This window comes from Rhizobium sp. CB3060, assembly GCF_025200735.1.
Taxonomy (GTDB): Bacteria; Pseudomonadota; Alphaproteobacteria; order Rhizobiales; family Rhizobiaceae; genus Rhizobium.
Window position 1 is genome coordinate 1,945,376 of the sequence record NZ_CP104159.1, and the last position, 20,382, is coordinate 1,965,757.

Genomic DNA, 20,382 nt, shown 5'->3' on the forward strand with positions numbered 1-20,382 from the left:
ATGACTGGCTATCTTCTGAAGAATTGTGCGGCTGTTATCATCGACGAGGGCAACGGGCCGAGCGTGCGCCGGAATGTCGACCTGCTCACCAGGGGTCCAGCGATCCAGGCGATCGGGGAGAACCTGTCGCTGAACGCCCTGCCCGAGGGCATCGTTGCGCAGGACGCCTCCGGCTGGTTCGTCTATCCGGGGCTCGTCAATACGCATCACCACTTCTTTCAGTGCTTCGTGCGCAATCGGGCCGACCTCGACTGGACGAAGCTTTCCGTCATCGAATGGCTCGACCGGATCTATCCGATCTTCTCTCGACTGACGGAGGACTGCTTCTATCACGCTTCGGTCACTGCAATGGCCGAGATGATCAAGCATGGGTGCACCACCGCATTCGACCATCAATATTGCTTTCCCCGCCATGCGGGAAAGCGCCTGATCGATCGTCAGTTCGAGGCGGCCGAACTTCTGGGCATGCGCTTTCACGCAGGCCGCGGCGGCAATACCCTGCCGAAATCCGAGGGGTCGACGATCCCGGATGCCATGCTCGAAACCACCGATGAATTCATCTCCGATTGCGCGCGGCTGATCGATAGCTATCACGATGCCAGCCCCTTCAGCATGCGCCAGGTGGTGGTCGCCCCCTGCCAGCCAGTCAATTGCTATCGCGAAACCTTCGTCGAGTCGGTCGCGCTGGCGCGAGATCGCGGCGTGCAGTTGCACACGCATGTCGGCGAGGGCGAAAGCCCCGTCATCAAAGCGCGGCATGGAATGCGCACGGTCGACTACTGCGCCGAATTGGGTTTTGCAGGCCCCGACACATTCTATGCTCATTGCTGGGAATTGACGCACGACGAATTACGCAAAATGGCAGCGAGCGGCACGGGCGTCTCCCATTGCCCCGAGCCGGTTTACCTGGTCGGCGCCGAAGTGACCGACATCCCAGCGATGCAGGCCTTCGGATTGCGTATCGGTCTTGGTTGCGACGGAGCGGCATCGAACGACAACTCGAACCTGATGCATTGCGTCCATTCCGCCTACATGCTGCAGTGCCTGACAGCCTCGACGCGTCAGCATGCCGTCCCCGCCCCGCTTGACTTTCTCCAGTACGCGACAGGCGGAGGCGCGAGCCTGCTGGGGCGCACGGATATCGGGCGTCTTGCCCCGGGCATGGCGGCCGACCTTTTCGCAATCGATACGCGACGGATGGACTATGTCGGGACGCGGCATGACCCGCTGAGCCTCATTGCCAAGGTCGGGATCGGTATGCCGACGGATATGACCATGATCAACGGACGCATTGTCTGGCAGGGCGGTGAATTCACCGGACTGGATGAGGCCGCACTGTTTGCGGCAGCCGAGGCAACACTTGCAACAGTAGAATTCTGAAAAACCAAAAAGGGGAACTGGGATGCAGAAGAATCTGACCCGCAGAACATTGATGAAGAGCGCGGCCGTCGCAGGCCTCGCAACGGCCTTCACCGGTCGCTCCGCCTTTGCCGCCGACGAACCGCTCGGCATCACGCTCGTCGTGCCCTCGCCGATCGGCGATGTCGGCTGGGGGCATGCGCTGGCTGCCGGCCTTGATCCGATCAAGGCCGCCTATGGCGACAAGGTCAAGGTGACCGTGATTGAGAACATCGCGGAAGGCCCGGATGCCGACCGCATCATGAACAAGACGGTCGCCGACGGAAATCACTTCCTGATCGCCGGCTCGTTCGGCTATCAGAACGGCGCGCTTCAGATTGCCCGCCGCAACCCCAAGGTTACCGTCCTGCATGCCTCCGGCTTCCAGGTCGCACCGAATTTCTCACCCTTTGCCGCCAAGTATTTTCAAGGGACCTACCTGCTTGGCATGGCGGCGGCCGCTGTCTCCAAGACGGGCAAGCTTGGTTCTGTTTCCGCCTTTGCCATTCCCGAATTGATCACCTCCATCAACGCTTTCACGCTGGGAGCGCAGGCCGTGAAGCCGGACATCGAGGTATCGGTCGTTTGGGTCAATTCCTGGTTCGATCCGGCCAAGGAGCAGGAAGCAGCCAAGGCATTGATCTCGCAGGGCTGCGACGTGATCTTCTCGAACGCTCAGGATACGCCCTCGGTCATTTCTGCCTGCGAGCAAGCGGGTGTCTACGCCTTCAATCTGAACTCCTCGATGAAGAAATATGCGCCGAAAACCTATCTCGGCTGCATCTCCACGGACTGGTCGCCGTTCTTCAAGGCATCGGTCGATGCCCATCTCGCCGGTACCTTCAAAGGCGCCAACGCGTTTCTCGGCGTCGCCGACAAGGTCGTCGAAGTCGTCGACTGGAGCCCGGCGATCCCGGCAGACACCATGGCGAAGATCAGGGAGATTGAAGCGAAGATCGCCAGCGGCGGCTTTTCGCCGTTCGCCGGTCCGATCGCCAAGGCAGACGGCAGCGAAGGAGCGGCCTCGGGCACAATCTTGACGGATGCCCAGATCGTCGCGATGGACTGGCATGTCAAAGGTGTGAAGACGCCTTTGCCGAAGTAAGTCAATCATGACCATCCCGCTGCTGTCGCTGCGCGGCATCTCCAAAAGCTACGGCCAGGTCCATGCCAACCAGCATATTGATCTGGACGTAGTCCCCGGCTCGATCCATGCCATCCTTGGAGAGAATGGCGCCGGCAAATCGACCCTGATGAAGTTGATCTACGGCGTCGAACAACCGGACGACGGGACTGTTGCCTGGTATGGACAGCCCCTCAGCCTTGCCTCCCCCGCGGAGGCGAGGCGTGCCGGCATCGGGATGGTCTTTCAGCATTTCTCGCTGTTCGAGAGTCTCACGGTTGTCGAAAACATCCGGCTGATCGTGTCAGGCCGAACGGCCGAACTTGCGAAGCGCATCCGCACATTGGGGGATGAATTCGGACTTGAAGTCGATCCGCTGGCCCACGTGCATGAACTGTCGGTCGGCGAGCGGCAGCGGGTGGAAATCATCCGATGCTTGTTGACCGATCCGAAACTGCTGATCCTCGACGAGCCGACATCGGTCCTGCCGCCGCAAGCCGTCGGGAAGCTGTTCGACACGCTGCGCCGACTTCGCGACGGCGGCGTGTCGATCCTCTTCATCTCGCACAAGCTGGAGGAGATCCAGTCCCTGTGCGACCGTGCCACTATCCTGCGCGGCGGACGCGTGACCGGACATGTGGATCCGCGCGAGCATGACGCCCATGATCTCGCCCGCATGATGATTGGCCGCGATATGCCGGAGCCGATGGCCGCATTGCCTATGGCCGAGGGCGAAAAGCGCCTAGAAATCATTGGCCTCGATTACCGGCCAGGCGATCCTTTCGCAGTGCCGCTCTCCGCTGTCAGCCTGAGCGTGCGCCGCGGCGAGATTCTCGGCATTGCCGGTATTTCCGGCAATGGACAAAAGGAACTTGCCGCGCTGATTTCGGGGGAAACGACCCTGCCACGGGACAAGCGCGACCAGATCTTCATGATGGGACGGGATGTGGGTAGCCTCGACGCCGCCAGCCGTAGAAAACTGGGCTTTGCCTTCGTCCCGGAAGACCGGCTCGGTCACGGCGCAGTTCCCGAGATGTCGCTGACGCTCAACAGCCTGCTGACGGCTCATCCCTTGAAGCTCGTGCGGCATGGTCTCCTCGACAGCGCCAGGGCCACCGCCTTCGCAAACGAGTGCATCCGGGATTATGACGTGCGCACGCCAGGCCCGGATGCGGAAGCCGGCTCACTTTCCGGGGGAAACCTGCAGAAGTTCATCGTCGGACGCGAAATCATGCTGGCGCCGAAACTGCTCTTCCTTGCGCAGCCAACCTGGGGCGTAGACGTCGGCGCGGCCTCTGCCATTCGCAAGCGGCTGATCGAGCTGCGCAATCAAGGCATGGCCATTCTCGTCATATCCGAAGAGCTCGAGGAATTGTTCGAGCTCAGCGACTTCATCCAGGTCCTGTATCATGGCACGCTGAGCCCGCCGCTCGTCACACGCGATACAAAACCGGAAGAGATCGGTCGATACATGATCGGCGCACAGCCCCAACGGGAAAAGCTATCCGCATGAGCAGTTCCTTCTCCGCCGCCCTACCCACCTTCGTTCGCCGGGAACGGGCCTCGTTCACCGCGAAGTTGCTTGCGCCGCCGATCGCCCTCATCGTCACTATCGCTCTTAATTTGGGCCTCTATGTCGCCATGGGTCGTGATCCGGCAGCGGTGATCTACGCCATGTTGATCGAGCCATTTTTCTCCTGGGCGTCATTCTCCGAAGTATTGCTGAAAACCGGCCCACTGCTTCTCATCGCACAGGGTCTGGCGATCGGCTTTCGGGCGAAGGTCTTCAACATTGGTGCCGAGGGTCAATTCATTCTCGGCGCAATCTTCGCCTCCGCCATACCCATCTGGATGCCGCAGGCAACGGGCCAATGGATCTGGCCGGCAATGCTGCTGCTCGGCACCATCGGGGGTGCGGTATGGGCCTCCCTCACCGCCTTCTGGCGCGTCAGGCTCAATGCCAACGAAATTCTCGTCTCGCTGATGCTGAGCTTCGTCGCCGCACAATTGCTCAATTATCTGCTTCTCGGGCCATGGAAAGATCCGAACGGTTTCAATTTCCCGCAGTCGGTCATGTTCCAGTACGATGCCATGGTGCCGATCCTGTTCGAAGGGACGCGCGTCAATGTCTCGCTTCTCCTCGCGGTCGGCCTATCGATCGCGGCATGGATCTTCATGCAGAAAAGCTTCGCCGGATACAAATTGCAGGTTGGCGGACTGGCTCCCCGCGCGGCAAGCTATGCCGGCTTCAAGGAGAGTTGGGCAATTTGGCTCTCGCTGATCATCGGCGGTGCGGCGGCCGGTCTTGCCGGCGCTGCCGAAGTTGCCGGCCCCCTTGGTCAGCTACAGCGCTCCATCTCGACAGGGTATGGCTACGCGGCCATCATCGTTGCCTATCTCGGCGGTCTCAATCCGATCGGCATCGTTATTTCCTCGATCATCATGGCCGCGCTCTACATCGGCGGCGACAATGCCATGGTTTCCGCCAATCTACCCATCGCGGCCGTCCGCGTCTTCCAGGGCAGTCTGCTCCTCATCTATCTCATCGCCGTGGCTTTCGTGCGCTATCGCATCGTATGGCGCCCCGTGTCCGCCCGGAGCGCATCATGAGCGCTGTCGAGTTCATTCTCGCGGGCATGCTGGCGGCCGCAACCCCGTTTCTGCTGGCGGCTTTAGGTGAGCTTGTCGTCGAGCGCGCCGGCGTCCTCAATCTCGGCGTCGAGGGACTAATGGCGCTTGGTGCCGTCATCGCGTTCATTGTTGTTTATCACGGGGGCGGTCATTTTCTGGCTTTCCTCGCGGCCGGTCTCGGAAGCGCTCTCCTCTCGATGATTTTTGCCGGTATCATTCTGGGGTTTAACGCAAACCAGGTCGCGGCCGGTCTTGCGCTCGGGATTCTCGGTCAGGGCCTCTCGGCGCTGTTTGGCAAAAGCTATGAAAGCCTGACCGTCACCACGCTGCCGAAGATCGCGATCCCCGGGCTTTCGGAGATTCCCGTCGTCGGCGGGCTCTTCAATCAGGATATCGTCGTCTGGATCTCCCTTGTCTTGACCTTAGGCATCTGGGCGCTGTTTGCCTACGGCAAGATTGGCCTGGTCCTGCGCGCTGTCGGTGAAAATCCGAAAGCCGCCCATGCTATCGGCTATCCCATCGTCGCGATCCGTTTCGCCGCAGTTGCGTTCGGCGGCATGATGGCAGGCTTTGCCGGTGCCTACGCCGCGACGATCTACACGCCGCTCTGGGCGGACGGCATGATCGCCGGTCGTGGCTGGATTGCCATTGCTCTTGTTGTCTTTGGCACCTGGCTGACATCAAGGATTTTCTTAGGCGCCTGCCTGTTTGGCGCGGTATCGCTGATGGGTCTTGCCGCCCAGGCAAGCGGGCTTGCCGTTCCCTCACAACTGCTGGCATGCCTGCCCTATCTCGTGACGATCATCGTCCTCGGCATCATCTCGGCAGATCGCCGCCTACTGAAGCTCAACGGCGTCGCCTCACTCGGCGAGCCGTTCGAGCGGTGACTGTATTTGCGCCGAGGGTTACAGGACTCGGTGTTTGCATAAGCCATGACGTTCGCCTCGCAGCGCTCTGAAGGGCGTCGTCGTCGATGCCATCGCAAAAGTCTTCGAGACTCGCCGGAATTTCCTACATGGATAGACAGGCTTAAAAAGTGCAAATCTATAACCTTGGTCGTTTGCTTCGGACGCTCCCCTGGCGCGGCAAGGACAGAACGACGGCAAGCTACCGCCGTGCGGTCCATCCACTTGTGTAGGCCGAGTGCTCCCCCTCCGGTCGACGGAGTCCATTTGGTTCGGGCAATGTCACTATTGGCTAGGCAATGAAGCCGATTCCAATTCACGGAATTCCGCTGTCTCTCGCAGAAGCCATTCTCGAAATGCTTTGACAGGCTTGGGAGGCTCCAGCCCTTCCGGTGACACAAGATAGTAATTGCTTCTGCTTCGCACCCGATGATGTGAGGCAACAATGAGTTGCCCGCTGTCCAATTCAGGTTTGATGAGAAAAAGAGGCATCAAGGCTACGCCGAGACCCGCGATGCAAGCTTGAGCAACACCGAGAAATTGCTCGAAACCCATATTTGCTAGCGGCTTGCCTTCAATTCCCAGGCTCGAAAACCAGTCTTCCCAAGCAAGGGGTCTCGAGCGCATTTGGAGAAGCGGTAAGCGTAGAAGATCCTGCTCCGAGACAATTGCACTGTCTTTCAAGAACGCAGGGCTGCAAACCGGTGCGACGATCTCTTCCATAAGAAACGTACACTCGCCGTTCGGCCAGTCATCGCCGCCGATGTGGATCGCCGCGTCAATGCCTTCGCTTGCGAAATCAAAGACTCCGATACGCGTTGCAAAATTGAGTGTCACTTCGGGATGCTCAGAAACGAAATTTGGAATGCGAGGTAGAAGCCACCGCGTTCCGAACGTCGGTAGAATGGCAAGGTTCAGCGTTGCCGATGGCGAGCCCGTTATAGCGTGCAACGAGGCAGTTCGGATCAACGCAAGAGCCTCTTGAATCGATTTGTGGTAGACGACGCCTTGAGGCGTCAACGCCACGCCGCGCCCGCCGCGTATGAAAAGCGTCGTGTTAAGCCGCTCCTCGAGCGTCAGAATCTGGCGGCTTATCGCCGCCTGAGTCAGCGTCAGCTCAACGGCAGCGGCGGAAAAGCTTCCGAGGCGGACGACGGAATCGAATGCCGCCAGAGCGGTTGTCGAGGGCAGCAGACGACGTTGTAGCGGATCCATCAGCTATAACTATACCTCATACCTCGATGAGTAAACATCGTTTCTCGCTGCGCAGATTTGCTGACATCCTAGAGGAAGTCCAAATGTGAGATACGACGATGACGTTCGCCTGGAACGACCCTTTTCTCCTTGATGAACAGCTTGCGGAAGACGAGCGGATGATCCGCGACACAGCAGCGGCTTTCGCCAAAATAGAATTGCTGCCTCGCATTCAGGAGGCCTATCTTGATGAAGTTACGGATCCCGAGCTGTTTCGCCTCATGGGTCGAGCCGGGCTTCTTGGAATAACATTGCCAGAGGAATACGGCGCCGCGAATGCGAGTTATGTGGCATACGGCCTTGTTGCCCGTGAGGTCGAACGCATCGATTCCGGATACCGCTCTATGATGAGCGTGCAGTCCTCACTGGTCATATATCCAATCTTTGCCTACGGCTCGAGCGATCAGAAAAAGAAATACCTTCCGGGCCTTGTTTCCGGCGACTTGATTGGCTGCTTCGGCCTGACGGAGCCGGATGCGGGCTCAGACCCGGGCAGCATGAAAACCCGCGCGGAAAAGATCGAAGGCGGCTATCGTCTTCGCGGTGCGAAAATGTGGATTTCCAATTCGCCAATCGCCGATGTTTTCGTCGTGTGGGCGAAATCCGAGGCCCATAACAATGAGATCCGCGGCTTCGTGCTCGAAAAAGGCATGAAGGGCCTTTCGGCTCCGAAGATCGGCGGCAAACTGAGCCTGCGTGCCTCGATCACCGGCGAGATCGTTATGGACGGCGTCGAGGTCACAGAGGACGCACTGCTTCCGAATGTCTCAGGCCTCAAAGGCCCCTTCGGGTGCCTTAACCGAGCGCGATATGGCATCTCATGGGGCGTCATGGGTGCGGCGGAGGACTGCTGGATTCGCACCGTGCAATACGGCCTTGATCGCAAGCAGTTTGGCAAGCCGCTTGCAGGTATGCAGCTCTATCAGAAGAAGCTCGCCGATATGCAAACGGAGATCGCACTCGGGCTTCAGGCATCGCTGCGTGTCGGACGGCTCCTCGACGATCATAAGATGGCGCCGGAAATGATTTCCATCGTCAAGCGTAACAATTGCGGCAAGGCCCTCGATATCGCTCGGCAAGCCCGCGACATGCACGGCGGCAACGGCATTCAGATCGAGTATCATGTCATGCGTCATGCGCAGAACCTTGAGACCGTCAATACGTACGAGGGGACACATGATGTCCATGCTCTCATCCTCGGCCGCGCTCAGACCGGCATTCAAGCCTTCTTCTGATCCCCATCATCGAGGACATATAATGTCGCAAGCACCCCTCGCCGGACTGAAGGTTGTGGAACTTGCTCGCATCCTGGCAGGTCCGTGGATCGGCCAAACGCTGGCAGAACTGGGGGCCGATGTCATCAAAATCGAAAGTCCGGACGGTGACGACACCCGCCATTGGGGTCCGCCGTACATCGACGAAGGCGAAGGCAAGCGCTCGGCCGCCTATTTTCACGCGTGCAATCGCGGCAAAAGATCGATGATCGCAGATTTCAACTCAAGCGATGACATGAGAGCCGTCCGGGCGCTGATCGCCTCCGCTGATATAGTCATTGAGAACTTCAAGGTCGGGGGGTTGAAGAAGTTCGCCCTCGACTACCAGAGCCTCCAAGCGACACATCCGCGCTTGATCTATTGCTCCGTGACCGGCTTCGGCCAAACTGGCCCATATGCGCACCGGCCAGGCTATGACTTCATGATCCAAGGCATGAGCGGCATCATGGATTTGACGGGAGAGCCCGATGGGTCGCCGCAAAAAGTGGGCGTCGCGTTCGCCGATATCTTCACAGGCCTTTACGGCGTCATTGCTATTCAGGCCGCTCTGAAAGCACGCGAAGACAGCGGTTGCGGCCAGCACATCGACATGGCGCTTTTCGACTGCATGGCTGCGGTGTTGGCCAACCAAAGCATGAATTTCCTGGCTTCGGGAGTTACGCCGAAGCGCATGGGCAATGCCCATCCGAATATTGCGCCGTATCAGACCTTTCCTGTTGCTGATGGCTATATCATCGTCGCCTGCGGAAACGACGGCCAATTTTCCCGTTTGTGTGAGGTGTTGGCCATGCCTGAGCTGCCTGTCAGCGAGGCGTTCGCGACAAACGCTCAACGTGTCCAGAACCGGCTTGTTCTTGAACAAACGTTGGCCGCGAAGACGGCTTTATGGACCCGAGACAGTCTTTTAGAAGCACTCGAAAAAGCCACCGTGCCGGCGGGGCCGATCAATACGGTTGGCGACTTGTTTGCCGACGAGCAGTTCCATCATCGCCAAATGCTCGTCGAACTCGATGGTGTGCCGGGCTTACGAACGCCGATCAGATTTTCGGGGGCCTCGTTCAACCCATCCCGCCGCTCGCCCCGATTGGGTGAGCACACTGCGGAGATCCTGGCCGAAATCGGTCTTGGCGATCATGTTGAAGGAAGGTTTCCATGAAGATTCTCGTCCCGGTGAAGCGGGTGGTTGATTACAACGTGAAGATCCGTGTGAAGGCGGATGGCACGGGTGTCGAGCTTGCGAATGTGAAGATGTCGATGAACCCGTTCGACGAGATCTCGGTCGAGGAAGCGCTGCGGCTGAAGGAAGCCGGCAAGGCCGAAGAGGTGGTGGTGGTATCGATTGGCCCGGCCAAGGCCGAGGAGACGCTGCGGACGGCGCTCGCCATGGGGGCCGATCGTGCGGTGCTGGTCGAGACCGACGATCAGGTCGAGCCGCTGGCAGTGGCGAAGATCCTGAAAGGGGTCGCCGCGGCCGAACAGCCCGGCCTGATCATCGTCGGCAAGCAGGCGATCGATGATGACTCGAACCAGACCGGCCAGATGCTGGCGGCCCTCTTGGGCTCGGCGCAGGCAACCTTCGCCTCGAAGATCGAGATCGGTGAGGGAAGCGCCAAGGTCACCCGCGAAGTGGATGGCGGCCTGCAGACGATCGAGGTCAAGCTGCCGGCGGTGGTCACGACGGACCTGCGCCTCAACGAGCCGCGTTATGCCTCGCTGCCGAACATCATGAAGGCAAAGAAGAAGCCGCTCGACAAGAAGGCACCTGCCGACTTCGGCGTCTCCACCGAGCCGCGCCTGAAGGTGTTGAAGACCGAGGAACCGTCGGGCCGCAAGGCGGGCGTCAAGGTCAAGTCGGTGGCCGAGCTGGTCGAAAAACTCAAGACCGAAGCCGGCGTGCTCTGAGGCCGTTCATGCTCCCGAAAAGTGGGTACCGGTTTTCGGTCAAGAGCATGGACTCAGCAAATGTAAAGGATAAGACCCATGGCCATTCTTCTTCTGGCTGATCATGACAGCAACCACCTTTCCGACCAGACCGCCAAGGCGCTCACGGCGGCGACACAGATCGGCGGCGAAGTCCATGTGCTTGTCGCCGGCAAGGACGCGAGGCCGGCTGCCGAGCAGGCAGCCAAGCTTGCCGGCGTCTCCAAGGTGCTGCTGGCCGAAAGTGACGCGCTTGCCAACAATCTCGCCGAACCGCTTGCCGATCTGATCGTGTCGCTGGCGGCGAGTTATCACACCATCGTCGCGGCGGCCACTTCCGTCGGCAAAAACGTCATGCCGCGGGTCGCCGCCCTGCTCGATGTCGCTCAGGTCTCTGAGATCATCGAGGTTCTTTCGCCCTATATGTTCAAGCGACCGATCTATGCCGGCAACGCCATCCAGACGGTGCAGTCGACCGATGCCAAGAGGGTGATCACCATTCGTACCTCTTCTTTCGCCGCCTCAGGCGAAGAGGGATCGGCCGTTATTGTGAAAAGCGACTCGGTTACGGCCGGTCCCAATCTTTCCAGCTTCGTTGCCGATGCGCTGTCGACCTCGGATCGTCCGGAACTCACCTCCGCGAAGATCATCATCTCCGGTGGCCGCGCCCTCGGTTCGGCGGAGAAGTTCAAGGAAGTCATCCTTCCCGTCGCCGACAAGCTCGGGGCTGCGGTCGGCGCATCCCGCGCCGCCGTCGATGCCGGTTATGCCCCGAACGACTGGCAGGTCGGCCAGACCGGCAAGGTGGTGGCACCGCAGCTTTATATCGCCTGCGGCATCTCCGGGGCCATCCAGCATCTCGCCGGCATGAAGGACTCGAAAGTCATCGTCGCCATCAACAAGGACGAAGAGGCCCCGATCTTCCAGATCGCCGACTACGGCCTCGTCGCCGATCTCTTCGAAATCCTACCACAGTTTGAGCAAGCAATATCATGAACGATCAAGGTCCAATTCCAATCCGGTCGGTCGGCATCATCGGCGCCGGACAGATGGGGCTCGGCATTGCCCAAGTCTCCCTCCAAGCTGGGCTTAGCGTACGGCTTTACGATGTCTCGAACGAGCGCGTCTGCGAGGGTATAGAGAAAGTTCGCCATTCGCTGAGTCGAAAGGTTGGTGAAGATCGGCGTCTGGAGGGAACGTTCAGCGGTTCGGACTCCATCGGTGACTTGGGCAACTGTGATCTCGTGGTAGAGGCAGCGACAGAAAACGAGAATATTAAGAAAAATATTTTTGAAGGGCTATGTCCGATCCTGAAGCCCGAGGCGATCCTCGCCACCAATACCTCATCTCTTTCGATCACTCGTCTTGCAAAATCGACGGACCGGCCAGACCGTTTCATGGGCATTCACTTTATGAACCCGGTTCCGGTGATGAAGCTCGTTGAGCTAGTAAGAGGAATGGCCACGTCGCAACAAACATACGAGGCGGCCAAAAGCTTCGCCGCACAGCTCGGCAAACAGGTGACGACCTCAGAAGATTCCCCCGCGTTTATTGTGAATCGAATAATCTTGCCGATGATCAACGAGGCCATTTTTGCGCTTTACGAGGGTGTCGGAAGCATTGAAGCCATTGATACAGGGGTAAGACTTGGCGCTAACCATCCCATGGGACCGTTGCAATTGGCCGATTTCATAGGTCTCGACACCTGCCTTGCGATCATGCGAGTGCTGCACGAAGGTTTGGCAGACCCAAAGTACCGGCCTTGTCCTCTCCTCGTGAGATATGTTGAAGCCGGTTGGCTTGGACGTAAGGCAGGTCGGGGATTTTATGACTATCGTGGTAAATAGATTGTTCGGGCAGATCAGGTCGATCCTGTCAATTAACCCTTAGAGTTTGCATAAAGGATCGTGCGCTCCGTAATTTATGCTAACGTTAGCATAAATTTAATGATCGCAACGTCGAGCTATCGATGCGGCGATGCTGGATGCATCCGCGCTCCGAAACAGTTAGCGACAGCCTCCTATCGATCACCAATTTTCCTTGACTCAGATAGCACGCTTGCGCTAACGTTCGCATAAACAGGAGGATCTTTCATGACTCGCACCGTGTTGCTGACCGACTACGCATGGCCGGATGACAATGTGGAACGGGAGGTCATTGAGCGAGCCGGATTTACTCTCGTGAGCGGACCCGCAAAACCATCCTCGGCCGCCGAAATTGATGCGTTGGCGGTCCAGCATCTGCCGGATGCCATTTTGACCTGCTGGGCCCAGGTCAGCGAAACCGCGATCGCGGCATCTCCAAATCTCAAGATTGTTGCTCGTCTGGGCGTTGGACTGGATAACATCGCTGTCGACGCAGCCTCGGAGCGCGGCGTCTGGGTGACGAACGTTCCTGACTATTGTGTCGCGGAGGTTTCGGATCACGCGGTCGGCTTTGCCATCGCTTGGGCCCGCGGCCTGATCCATTTCGATCGTGAGGTTCGTAGCGGTCATTGGGACCCCGCCTCCGCCAACCTTCGTCGACTGTCAGAACTAACCTGCGGCATCGTGGGATTTGGCCGGATTGGCCGAGCAACCGCAGCGAGGATGCAAGCGCTAGGCTGCAAAGTATTGGCGCACGATCCCTTTGCATCCAACCTCCCTGATAATGTCGAGCTGGTCGATTTTGAAGCCCTTCTTGGCAACAGCGACATCGTCGTGGTTCATGCGCCGCTTTCCGCATCGACCCACCACCTGATCGATCGGGACGCAGTTTCGAAAATGCGTCGAGGCAGCTTGTTGATCAACGTCAGCCGAGGCGGGGTTGTCGACACTGCGGCCGTGATCCATGGACTGGAATCCGGCATCCTGAGCGGCGTCGGCCTTGACGTTTTGGAAGATGAGCCGCGCGTTCCGCAAGAATTGATCAATCACCCTGGGGCGATGATCACCCCGCACGTCGCTTTTTCTTCCGACGCATCGCTCATCGAGTTACGCCGCCGCGCCGCGGAAGAAGTCGTCAGGGTTCTCTCTGGAGAAATGCCTGAACAGCCCCGCAACACGCCCCGCCGCTAGATCGCACAGGACACTCAATTCATGTCTGTATCTGAGATGACCATTTTCGATGTGTTTTTACAGAAGAGCGGGCTAAAAGAACCTTCAGAGGAAGCAATATACAAGCCTCTGACGGGCGGCGTCTCTTCTGATATCTATCGAGTTGAGCTTCCCGGGCGGGCCCTCTGCGTAAAACGGGCCCTTCCCAAGCTAAAAGTCGCTACCGACTGGCAAGCCCCGGTATCGAGAAATGAGTACGAATGGAACTGGATCTCCTTCGTAGCCAAACATTTCCCATCCGCTGTTCCCAAGCCGCTCGCCCATGACCCATCGTCGGGCGTGTTTGCGATGGAATTTCTCCCTGGCGACGAATATCCACTATGGAAAGCAGAGCTTCTTCAGGGGCATGTTGATCTGAAGGCCGCGGAAATTATCGGTCGACGGATCGGGCAGATTCATTCGGTGAGTGCGCGTATGCCCGGGCTACCCGAACAGTTCGATTCAACTCGCAACTTTTACGCTCTGCGGCTTGAGCCTTATCTGGTCGCTACCGCGGCCAAACACCCATTCATCTCCGATCGTCTATCAGAATTGGTCGACCGTACCGCTAATACAAGGCACGCACTCGTTCATGGGGATGTAAGCCCCAAAAACATTCTCTTGAGCAAGATCGGCCCCGTCTTCCTGGATGCAGAATGCGCGTGGTTCGGCGATCCGGCCTTCGATTTGGCTTTCTGCCTGAATCACTTACTGTTGAAGAAGCTCATTGTAGAGAATGCAGCACCTGAGCTTGCGGCGTCCTTCGAGGCGCTGACTTCTGCGTACCTCAATGAGGTAGATTGGGAAGATCGGGAAGCTGTCGAAGCCCGGACATCGAGCCTTTTACCTGCCCTCTTTCTCGCTCGTGTCGATGGCAAATCGCCGGTCGAATACGTGACAGAGGAAAGCCAACGAATGCTCGTGCGCAAAGTCGCCGTCCCGTTGATCGCTTCGCCGCGCAGGAAACTGGCTGAAATCGCGCAAGCTTGGTTTTCCTAACGCCAGATAATGCACTATCTGGCTGGCGCAGCTTGCGTCAACGCGACGAACGCCTGCCATCGTGGCAGTGAAATTTTCTTCCAAGATTTGTTGGATTTCGGACCTGCATCGCGGCGGAAGCGGTCAGTTCTGTAACTGGCTGTTAAAGAAAAGCCATCGCCCCTTTTTGGGAGCGATGGCAGGCTGGGAACGAATATTTGCTTGATGTGCGGGAGCCTCTGCTTACATGAACCGAGCGACCCATACCTCGAACGCATCGAGAAAACTTTCGATGAACTTCTGAGTTCCTTCGTTTAAGAATTCGCCGCTATCCCCCACCAGCTTGTCTGCGGTGCTAAGATAAACTTCCGGCTGCGGCAGCGTAGGAACGTTGATGTTGGTGAGAATTACGCGGAGTTGAAGCGCCGCTGCCGCACCTCCTATGAGACCTGGGGAAGCCCCGGTCACTGCACCGGGCTTGTGATCCCACACGCTCTTCCCGAACGGCCGAGAACCGACTTCGATCGCATTCTTCAATACCGCTGGTACGGATCGATTGTACTCGGGCGTTACGAAGATTGCGCCATCGCAAGCCTTGATGCGTTCGCGGAAGGACGTCCACTCCGCCGGCGGCGTCTCCGTCTCCAGGTCTTGATTGTAGAGCGGAAGATCGCCGATCGGTACGATCTCCAGGTTCAGCCCGCCGGGCGCCACTTTCTGCATTGCACGGGCGAACTTCAGGTTGATCGAAGCCTGACGAAGGCTTCCAACCAAGACCGCGATATCTTTCTTGGACATGTTCTCTCTTTTCGCGTGAGGGAGGCGTCGGTGATAGCCGGCGCCGGTGATTGTTATTGATAAGCGGCGGGGACCGGAGGAACGACCACGTAGTTGCTGAAGCCGCCATCGCGTTCGCCGATGCCGGAGATGGCTTCGTTCACCCGCTCGAGCGGATAGATCTTGTGCTCGAGATACGAGAGGTCGAGCGCACCGGTGCGGACCATGTCGGCCATTTCCTGCCCCTGGGCAGCGCTGAACCAGTTGGAGCCGATGAGCTGAACCTGCTCGTCCATCAGCCACTTCACGTCGACGGGAACATCTTCCGCGACGCCGCCAACGACAACCACACGACCGCCCCGGCGAACCCCGCGCATGGAGTCGACCACGGTCGCTGCCGGGGCTCTCGCACCCAGCGCACTGATAACGAAGTCCACTCCCTCGCCGCCAGTTTGAGCCTTTGCCCATTCTCCAGTCGAGCCTTCGCCGAGCAGGATTGTGTCGATGCGGTCGGGAGCGATGGCCTTTATGCGGTCCATCAATTCTTTGTTTCTGCCGGTGCCCAGAATTTTGGAGAGGCCCATTGCAAGACCGAGCTTGGTGGCTGCGACGCCGAGTGTGCCGGTAATCCCATCGACGAGGCAAACCTGGCCGGGTCCGGCCTGTGCGTTCTTCAGGGCGCCGTATGATGTACCGAGGTAGCCGAAGCGACCGGCCTGTTCGAAGCTGAGATTATCCGGCAGGCATACGAGGGAATATTCCGGGGCAGTCATGTACTGGCTGAAGCCGCCGTACGGATAAAGATCAAAGATTCTTTGGCCATCGCGGCTGGTGCTGAAGTACCCATTCAAGGTGTAGTAGCGGCATTGGCTGCGATTGCCTGACCGGCACGCCTTGCAAGAACCGCAGGATCTGAGGGGGCTGACATAGACACGATCGCCAATTTTGACATTGGTGACCGCCTCGCCGACTTCGGCGACGACCCCGGCTGGGTCCAAGCCAAACACTGCCGGAAACTTCGGTAGTGGCTGGTGGGGAAACCAGGTTGGCCAATTATTGATGACGTTGGCCATGTTGGGCACGATACCGCAAGCCCTGACCTGCACCAGGACGTCGTTGGGCCGGGGCGTGGGAACCGGAATCTCATCCAGCGACATCGGCTGATGCAGAGCATGCAGCCGAGCGGCGATCATAGTTTTAACCATTAACTCCTCCATAGGGACATCGGTCGGACCGTGCCCGACCGAATGCATTTTTTCAGTTTCAGACAGGTGGGCGGGAGTGCCGGGCGGCATTCGTCAGGGGGTCAGGAACTCCTTCCCAGCCGGTCGGAAGTCCGCAGGCCAGACAGTCACCCAATCCTTTCCTTGAATTTGCTTGAGCTTCGTCGATGGCTTTCCGGCATTGAACTTGCCGTCGAAAGTCCTGGGCCCGACGACCGTCTTGACGGTATTCGAGCGCAACCACGCAGCCATCGCGGCGTCGTCCAACTTCCCTGCACCTTCTGCTGCCGCTGCAAGGATTTGCCACGCAGCATATTCCACGGCGGCCTGATACTCGGTGCGCGGATACGGGAAACCCGCCGCCTTCGCCTTGCTGTCATATGCGCTTACGAAATCCTGAGCGCCGTCATACTTGAGGAACGGCTCGTGCTCTTCAAACCAGGTCAGCGAGGTCAAGCCATTCGCTTTAGGGTGAGCTGCGGTCGGGCCGGGTGCCGGGAACAGGTAGAACTGGTTCTTTGGCTGGTAATCGATCCGGCTCATTGCATCGAGAAGCTGCACGGCCTCCATTCCGATCGCACCGGACCACAGCAGGTCCGGATCAGCCGCCTTGATGCGGTTGGCGATTGCGCCGAAGTCCTTCGTGCCGAACTCGTATTCAAGATCCAGCACGTTCTTGATGCCACGCTTCTCAGCGACTTGCTGGCCGCCCTTGGCAATCGTCAGAGCCGACGGAAATTTGCTGGTGACAAACGCGATCGTCTTGGGAGGGGTCGGCAGGCTCGCATAGGCATCGAGAACGACCTCGGTGTCCGTCAGTTGCGGTTCGGCCCCGATCGGAAGAGACGGGAACTGCAGCGGATACGGTGCGAGACTCGGGTCGCCAAGGCTGCTCTGAACAAGCATCTTCTTGAATCGAGCGGCAACGCCCATTGCTGCGATAATCGAGGACGTGCCATAGGGGCCCATCAGGAGGTCGACCTTGTCGGCCGTCACAAGGCGCTCATAGAGCGTTCGAGCATTGGCGGGAACCGATTGGTCGTCGAGAAGGACAAACTCCACCTTTCGTCCCAGAATACCGCCTTTGGCGTTGGTCTGTTCAACGAAAACCTCTGCCGCGAGTTTATGGATTGCGCCTACGCCCGCAAGCGGACCCGTCAACGGCAGCGTTCCGCCAACGCGGATCGGCCCCTCTTGGGCAAAAGCCCTCGGCATCGCGCTGAAGGCAGCCACGGCGGCGGCAGACCCGAGAAATGCTCGTCTGTTCAGTATAGTGGAATTCGCACTCATCTTTTCCTCCCAAGTGCCTCCAGCATGTCATCGTGCTCATGACTCTCGCAGCGCGTCAGTCTCCCGCCGCTGGCGGCAGGTCTCACCTCTTCGCCAGCTCTCCTGCGTAGCGTTCCAGCGTCATGGGGTTCGGCATTTTCTCGGGGTGCTCCAACGGTACTCCCGTAAATTCGCTGGCCTCGAAGAACCACTTCGAGACGGCCGGCATTCCCCAATGCACATTGGTGCTAAGGGACGCCGCGTCCCAACGAATGGGCTCCAATTCCGCGTCTATCGTGGTGTAGTGATTGTTGAAGAACTCCACCCGATGTCCATCGGGATCGCGCAGATAGACGAACAGGACTCCCGAAGGACCATGGCGCCCGGGCCCGCGCTCAACGCTGTCTCCATATCCATAACGGCTGGCAAAGTCGCACACGGCGAAGATGTCGCTGCTTTCCGGAACCGTATAAGCAAAATGATGCAGTTGCGGGCCGATGCCAGGCACCAACGCCAGGTCGAGGCAGACACCTTTGCGATACAGGAAGTTCGCAATGAGAGTGTCGCCTGCCGCAATATATTCCGAAGTCCGGAAGCCGAGTTCGCCGTAGAATGCACTTAGACCCAGCGGATCGGCAACTATGACCTGGCAATGGTCGAGGCCCTGGGCTCGCGCGCCACGATGCTCATGCACCTCGAGAAACTTGCGGGGATGGACGCTCATGCTGGAGCAAAGCTCGATGCGGGCGCCCGACGGATCGCTGACAAGCAGGGTCCGTCCTTGATTTCGAACTTCGACCCATTCCGTCGGAAGCCCCTTCTCTTCAAAAAAGACCTTGGCCTTGTCGAGATCCTCCTCCAGGAACACCCGGTAACCGATCCGCCTGCACGCCGGCTTCCCGCCGGTAGGTGCCAGGACAAGACTGTGATGGCAGGCCTCGGACAATCCGCGAAGGTAGGAAACACCGTCCGCGAATTCTGTTTCGACCAGGCCGCCGACATTGACATAGAAATCTCGGCTGCGCTCCACATCATTGACCTCAAGCACGACATGGCTGAAGCGCGTGATGTTGAAGGGAGGTTTCAAATTAACAGCCGGAAGCATCTCATCCTCATTCATTTTGCTAACGTTAGCATAAAAGGGCCGGATCTTTTGTCAACGCCTGTTTTTGAGCGAGACCCGCAGCCGGCCCATCGAAATTCTAACCTACAGCGGCAGCCGCGGCTGGCTTTTCAGCCAAGTCCAGCGCCGACCATCCGGCGAACGAAGCCTCTTTTCCGAGGGCCTCCTCGATCCGGAGAACCTCGTTCCACTTGGCCATCCGTTCGGAACGGGAGAAGGATCCGACCTTGAGCTGCTTGGCATCCCACCCGACCGACAGATGGGCGATCGTTACATCTTCCGTCTCACCGGATCTGGCCGAAACGATCGTCCGAAAACCCGCCTTCTTGGCAACGGAGAGCGCATCGAACGTCTCTGTGATCGTGCCCGCCTGGTTCGGCTTGATCAGAACCGCATTGGCGCTTTTATCCTTGATCGCTTCGGTTACCCGCGCCGCGTTCGTCACGAAAAAGTCGTCGCCGATGATCTGGCATCTGGAGCCGTAGCGCGCGGTAAATTCCTTGAACCCATCCGGATCGTCCTCGGCGAGCGGATCCTCGATGGAGACGATTGGATAGGCCTTCAACCAGTCGCCAAGCATGTCGATCATCTCGGCCGTATCGAGCTGCCGATCTTCCAGTGCCAGCGAATACTTGCCGCCGCGACCGAATTCGGAGGCCGCAATGTCCAGTGATATCGCAACTTGGCCGCCTGGCTTCAGACCGGCAGCCTCGATCGAACGCACCAAGGCATCAAGAGCCTCTTCATTGCTGGTAAAGGCAGGCCAGTAGCCTCCCTCGTCCGCCACGCCCTGGAGCTTGCCGGTGCGTTTCATGATGTCGCCTGCCGCGCGGTAAACTTCAGCAGTCCACTCCAAAGCCTCCGAGAAAGTCGAGGCAGCAGGGCACATGATCATGAAATCCTGGACGTCTACCCGGCGCGCTGCGTGCGCTCCGCCTCCGAAAATCTGGATTTCCGGGAGCGGCATGGTAATTCCCGTGTCGGAGCCCGCGAGATACCGCCAGATCGGTTGATCGGCCGCGGCCGCTGCCGCGTGAAGCAGCGCCATCGACGTTGCTACCGACGCATTTCCACCCAATCTGCTCCGGTTTGGGGTGCCATCCAGCTCGATGATTGCACGATCCAGCTCGACTTGATCTTTGGCATCCCGGCCAACCAGCAACTTGGCGATTTCACCGTTGACGGCGCCCAAGGCCTTATTGATGCCCAAGCCAGCAAGGGCGCTGCCGCCGTCACGAAGGTCTAGAGCTTCGCCGGTGCCGGTCGATGCGCCGGCAGGTGCGATGGCCCTGCCGATCGCGCCAGACGCCAGCTCGATCTCTACCTCAACGGTGGGCCTGCCACGGGAATCCCAGACGCGACGGCCCTGCACTTTTCTGATTTCGGTGTTGGTCATGTTCAGTTGGTCCACAAAGTCGGATTGAGATTTTGGA

The 20,382-nt window shown here is 58.7% G+C and carries 18 protein-coding genes; 12 read left to right on the forward strand and 6 right to left on the reverse strand.

Annotated features, from left to right (window positions below; translation table 11 throughout):
• The 5 genes from N2601_RS28140 to N2601_RS28160 are packed head-to-tail and all read left to right on the forward strand — an operon-like array spanning position 1 to position 6,039.
• Complete coding sequence (locus N2601_RS28140; protein ID WP_104827655.1) at positions 1-1,380, forward strand: amidohydrolase; 1,380 nt, start codon at positions 1-3, stop codon at positions 1,378-1,380.
• Positions 1,381-1,402: 22 nt separating this feature from the next.
• The gene (locus tag N2601_RS28145) at positions 1,403-2,503 is read left to right on the forward strand and encodes a BMP family ABC transporter substrate-binding protein (RefSeq protein ID WP_104827656.1); all 1,101 of its coding nucleotides are present in this window, start codon (positions 1,403-1,405) and stop codon (positions 2,501-2,503) included.
• 7 nt (positions 2,504-2,510) lie between these two features.
• Positions 2,511-4,034, forward strand: coding sequence for an ABC transporter ATP-binding protein (locus N2601_RS28150; protein WP_104827657.1), 1,524 nt, complete (start codon positions 2,511-2,513; stop codon positions 4,032-4,034).
• The gene (locus tag N2601_RS28155; protein ID WP_104827658.1) at positions 4,031-5,131 is read left to right on the forward strand and encodes an ABC transporter permease; all 1,101 of its coding nucleotides are present in this window, start codon (positions 4,031-4,033) and stop codon (positions 5,129-5,131) included. Before N2601_RS28150 ends, N2601_RS28155 begins: the two co-directional genes overlap by 4 nt.
• Complete coding sequence (locus N2601_RS28160) at positions 5,128-6,039, forward strand: ABC transporter permease (protein ID WP_104827659.1); 912 nt, start codon at positions 5,128-5,130, stop codon at positions 6,037-6,039. Before N2601_RS28155 ends, N2601_RS28160 begins: the two co-directional genes overlap by 4 nt.
• Positions 6,040-6,342: 303 nt before the next feature.
• On the opposite strand, the gene N2601_RS28165 is transcribed toward N2601_RS28160, so the two are convergent.
• Entirely contained in the window at positions 6,343-7,272 is a 930-nt protein-coding gene (locus N2601_RS28165; RefSeq protein ID WP_104827660.1) for a LysR family transcriptional regulator, read from the reverse strand.
• Between the two features lie 98 nt (positions 7,273-7,370).
• Here N2601_RS28165 and N2601_RS28170 point away from each other — a divergent pair, with 98 nt between their 5' ends.
• The 7 genes from N2601_RS28170 to N2601_RS28200 all read left to right on the forward strand — a co-directional run bounded on the left by N2601_RS28170 (position 7,371) and on the right by N2601_RS28200 (position 14,578).
• On the forward strand, positions 7,371-8,546 hold the full coding sequence (locus tag N2601_RS28170) for an acyl-CoA dehydrogenase (protein ID WP_104827661.1): 1,176 nt from the start codon (positions 7,371-7,373) through the stop codon (positions 8,544-8,546).
• A 22-nt stretch (positions 8,547-8,568) separates the two neighbouring features.
• Positions 8,569-9,741, forward strand: a complete 1,173-nt coding sequence (locus tag N2601_RS28175) for a CaiB/BaiF CoA transferase family protein (protein ID WP_104827662.1) — start codon at positions 8,569-8,571, stop codon at positions 9,739-9,741.
• Positions 9,738-10,487, forward strand: a complete 750-nt coding sequence (locus tag N2601_RS28180; RefSeq protein WP_260304421.1) for an electron transfer flavoprotein subunit beta/FixA family protein — start codon at positions 9,738-9,740, stop codon at positions 10,485-10,487. Before N2601_RS28175 ends, N2601_RS28180 begins: the two co-directional genes overlap by 4 nt.
• 78 nt (positions 10,488-10,565) lie before the next feature.
• Entirely contained in the window at positions 10,566-11,501 is a 936-nt protein-coding gene (locus N2601_RS28185; RefSeq protein ID WP_104827664.1) for an electron transfer flavoprotein subunit alpha/FixB family protein, read from the forward strand.
• Complete coding sequence (locus N2601_RS28190; RefSeq protein WP_104827665.1) at positions 11,498-12,352, forward strand: 3-hydroxybutyryl-CoA dehydrogenase; 855 nt, start codon at positions 11,498-11,500, stop codon at positions 12,350-12,352. The genes N2601_RS28185 and N2601_RS28190 overlap by 4 nt, the downstream gene beginning before the upstream one ends.
• A 246-nt stretch (positions 12,353-12,598) precedes the next feature.
• Positions 12,599-13,561, forward strand: coding sequence for a C-terminal binding protein (locus N2601_RS28195; protein WP_104827666.1), 963 nt, complete (start codon positions 12,599-12,601; stop codon positions 13,559-13,561).
• A gap of 21 nt (positions 13,562-13,582) precedes the next feature.
• Complete coding sequence (locus N2601_RS28200) at positions 13,583-14,578, forward strand: phosphotransferase family protein (protein ID WP_104827667.1); 996 nt, start codon at positions 13,583-13,585, stop codon at positions 14,576-14,578.
• Between the two features lie 222 nt (positions 14,579-14,800).
• Here the strand turns inward: N2601_RS28200 and N2601_RS28205 are convergent, their stop codons facing one another.
• The 5 genes from N2601_RS28205 to eno all read right to left on the reverse strand — a co-directional run bounded on the left by N2601_RS28205 (position 14,801) and on the right by eno (position 20,345).
• Positions 14,801-15,355, reverse strand: coding sequence for an NADPH-dependent FMN reductase (locus N2601_RS28205; RefSeq protein ID WP_104827668.1), 555 nt, complete (start codon positions 15,353-15,355; stop codon positions 14,801-14,803).
• A gap of 53 nt (positions 15,356-15,408) precedes the next feature.
• On the reverse strand, positions 15,409-16,539 hold the full coding sequence (locus N2601_RS28210) for an alcohol dehydrogenase catalytic domain-containing protein (RefSeq protein WP_104827669.1): 1,131 nt from the start codon (positions 16,537-16,539) through the stop codon (positions 15,409-15,411).
• A gap of 93 nt (positions 16,540-16,632) precedes the next feature.
• Positions 16,633-17,847 carry an amino acid ABC transporter substrate-binding protein gene (locus N2601_RS28215; RefSeq protein WP_199773633.1) on the reverse strand — a complete coding sequence of 405 codons (1,215 nt, stop codon included), beginning with the start codon at positions 17,845-17,847 and terminating at the stop codon, positions 16,633-16,635.
• An 82-nt stretch (positions 17,848-17,929) separates the two neighbouring features.
• The gene (locus N2601_RS28220; RefSeq protein ID WP_104827670.1) at positions 17,930-18,931 is read right to left on the reverse strand and encodes a VOC family protein; all 1,002 of its coding nucleotides are present in this window, start codon (positions 18,929-18,931) and stop codon (positions 17,930-17,932) included.
• Positions 18,932-19,028: 97 nt separating this feature from the next.
• A complete protein-coding gene (gene eno / locus N2601_RS28225; protein WP_104827993.1) occupies positions 19,029-20,345 on the reverse strand; it encodes a phosphopyruvate hydratase in 1,317 nt (438 codons plus the stop codon).
• Positions 20,346-20,382 lie beyond the last annotated feature (37 nt).

Bases quoted from the DNA above. Each gene is read 5' to 3' on its own strand.
- N2601_RS28155 (WP_104827658.1), top strand. From the start codon at position 4,031: ATGAGCAGTTCCTTCTCCGCCGCCCTACCCACCTTCGTTCGCCGGGAA.
- N2601_RS28190 (WP_104827665.1), top strand. From the start codon at position 11,498: ATGAACGATCAAGGTCCAATTCCAATCCGGTCGGTCGGCATCATCGGC.
- N2601_RS28195 (WP_104827666.1), top strand. From the start codon at position 12,599: ATGACTCGCACCGTGTTGCTGACCGACTACGCATGGCCGGATGACAAT.
- N2601_RS28175 (WP_104827662.1), top strand. From the start codon at position 8,569: ATGTCGCAAGCACCCCTCGCCGGACTGAAGGTTGTGGAACTTGCTCGC.
- N2601_RS28200 (WP_104827667.1), top strand. From the start codon at position 13,583: ATGTCTGTATCTGAGATGACCATTTTCGATGTGTTTTTACAGAAGAGC.
- N2601_RS28150 (WP_104827657.1), top strand. From the start codon at position 2,511: ATGACCATCCCGCTGCTGTCGCTGCGCGGCATCTCCAAAAGCTACGGC.
- N2601_RS28145 (WP_104827656.1), top strand. From the start codon at position 1,403: ATGCAGAAGAATCTGACCCGCAGAACATTGATGAAGAGCGCGGCCGTC.
- N2601_RS28220 (WP_104827670.1), bottom strand. From the start codon at position 18,931: ATGCTTCCGGCTGTTAATTTGAAACCTCCCTTCAACATCACGCGCTTC.
- N2601_RS28215 (WP_199773633.1), bottom strand. From the start codon at position 17,847: ATGAGTGCGAATTCCACTATACTGAACAGACGAGCATTTCTCGGGTCT.
- N2601_RS28185 (WP_104827664.1), top strand. From the start codon at position 10,566: ATGGCCATTCTTCTTCTGGCTGATCATGACAGCAACCACCTTTCCGAC.
- N2601_RS28140 (WP_104827655.1), top strand. From the start codon at position 1: ATGACTGGCTATCTTCTGAAGAATTGTGCGGCTGTTATCATCGACGAG.
- N2601_RS28205 (WP_104827668.1), bottom strand. From the start codon at position 15,355: ATGTCCAAGAAAGATATCGCGGTCTTGGTTGGAAGCCTTCGTCAGGCT.
- N2601_RS28170 (WP_104827661.1), top strand. From the start codon at position 7,371: ATGACGTTCGCCTGGAACGACCCTTTTCTCCTTGATGAACAGCTTGCG.
- N2601_RS28160 (WP_104827659.1), top strand. From the start codon at position 5,128: ATGAGCGCTGTCGAGTTCATTCTCGCGGGCATGCTGGCGGCCGCAACC.
- N2601_RS28165 (WP_104827660.1), bottom strand. From the start codon at position 7,272: ATGGATCCGCTACAACGTCGTCTGCTGCCCTCGACAACCGCTCTGGCG.
- eno (WP_104827993.1), bottom strand. From the start codon at position 20,345: ATGACCAACACCGAAATCAGAAAAGTGCAGGGCCGTCGCGTCTGGGAT.
- N2601_RS28180 (WP_260304421.1), top strand. From the start codon at position 9,738: ATGAAGATTCTCGTCCCGGTGAAGCGGGTGGTTGATTACAACGTGAAG.
- N2601_RS28210 (WP_104827669.1), bottom strand. From the start codon at position 16,539: ATGGTTAAAACTATGATCGCCGCTCGGCTGCATGCTCTGCATCAGCCG.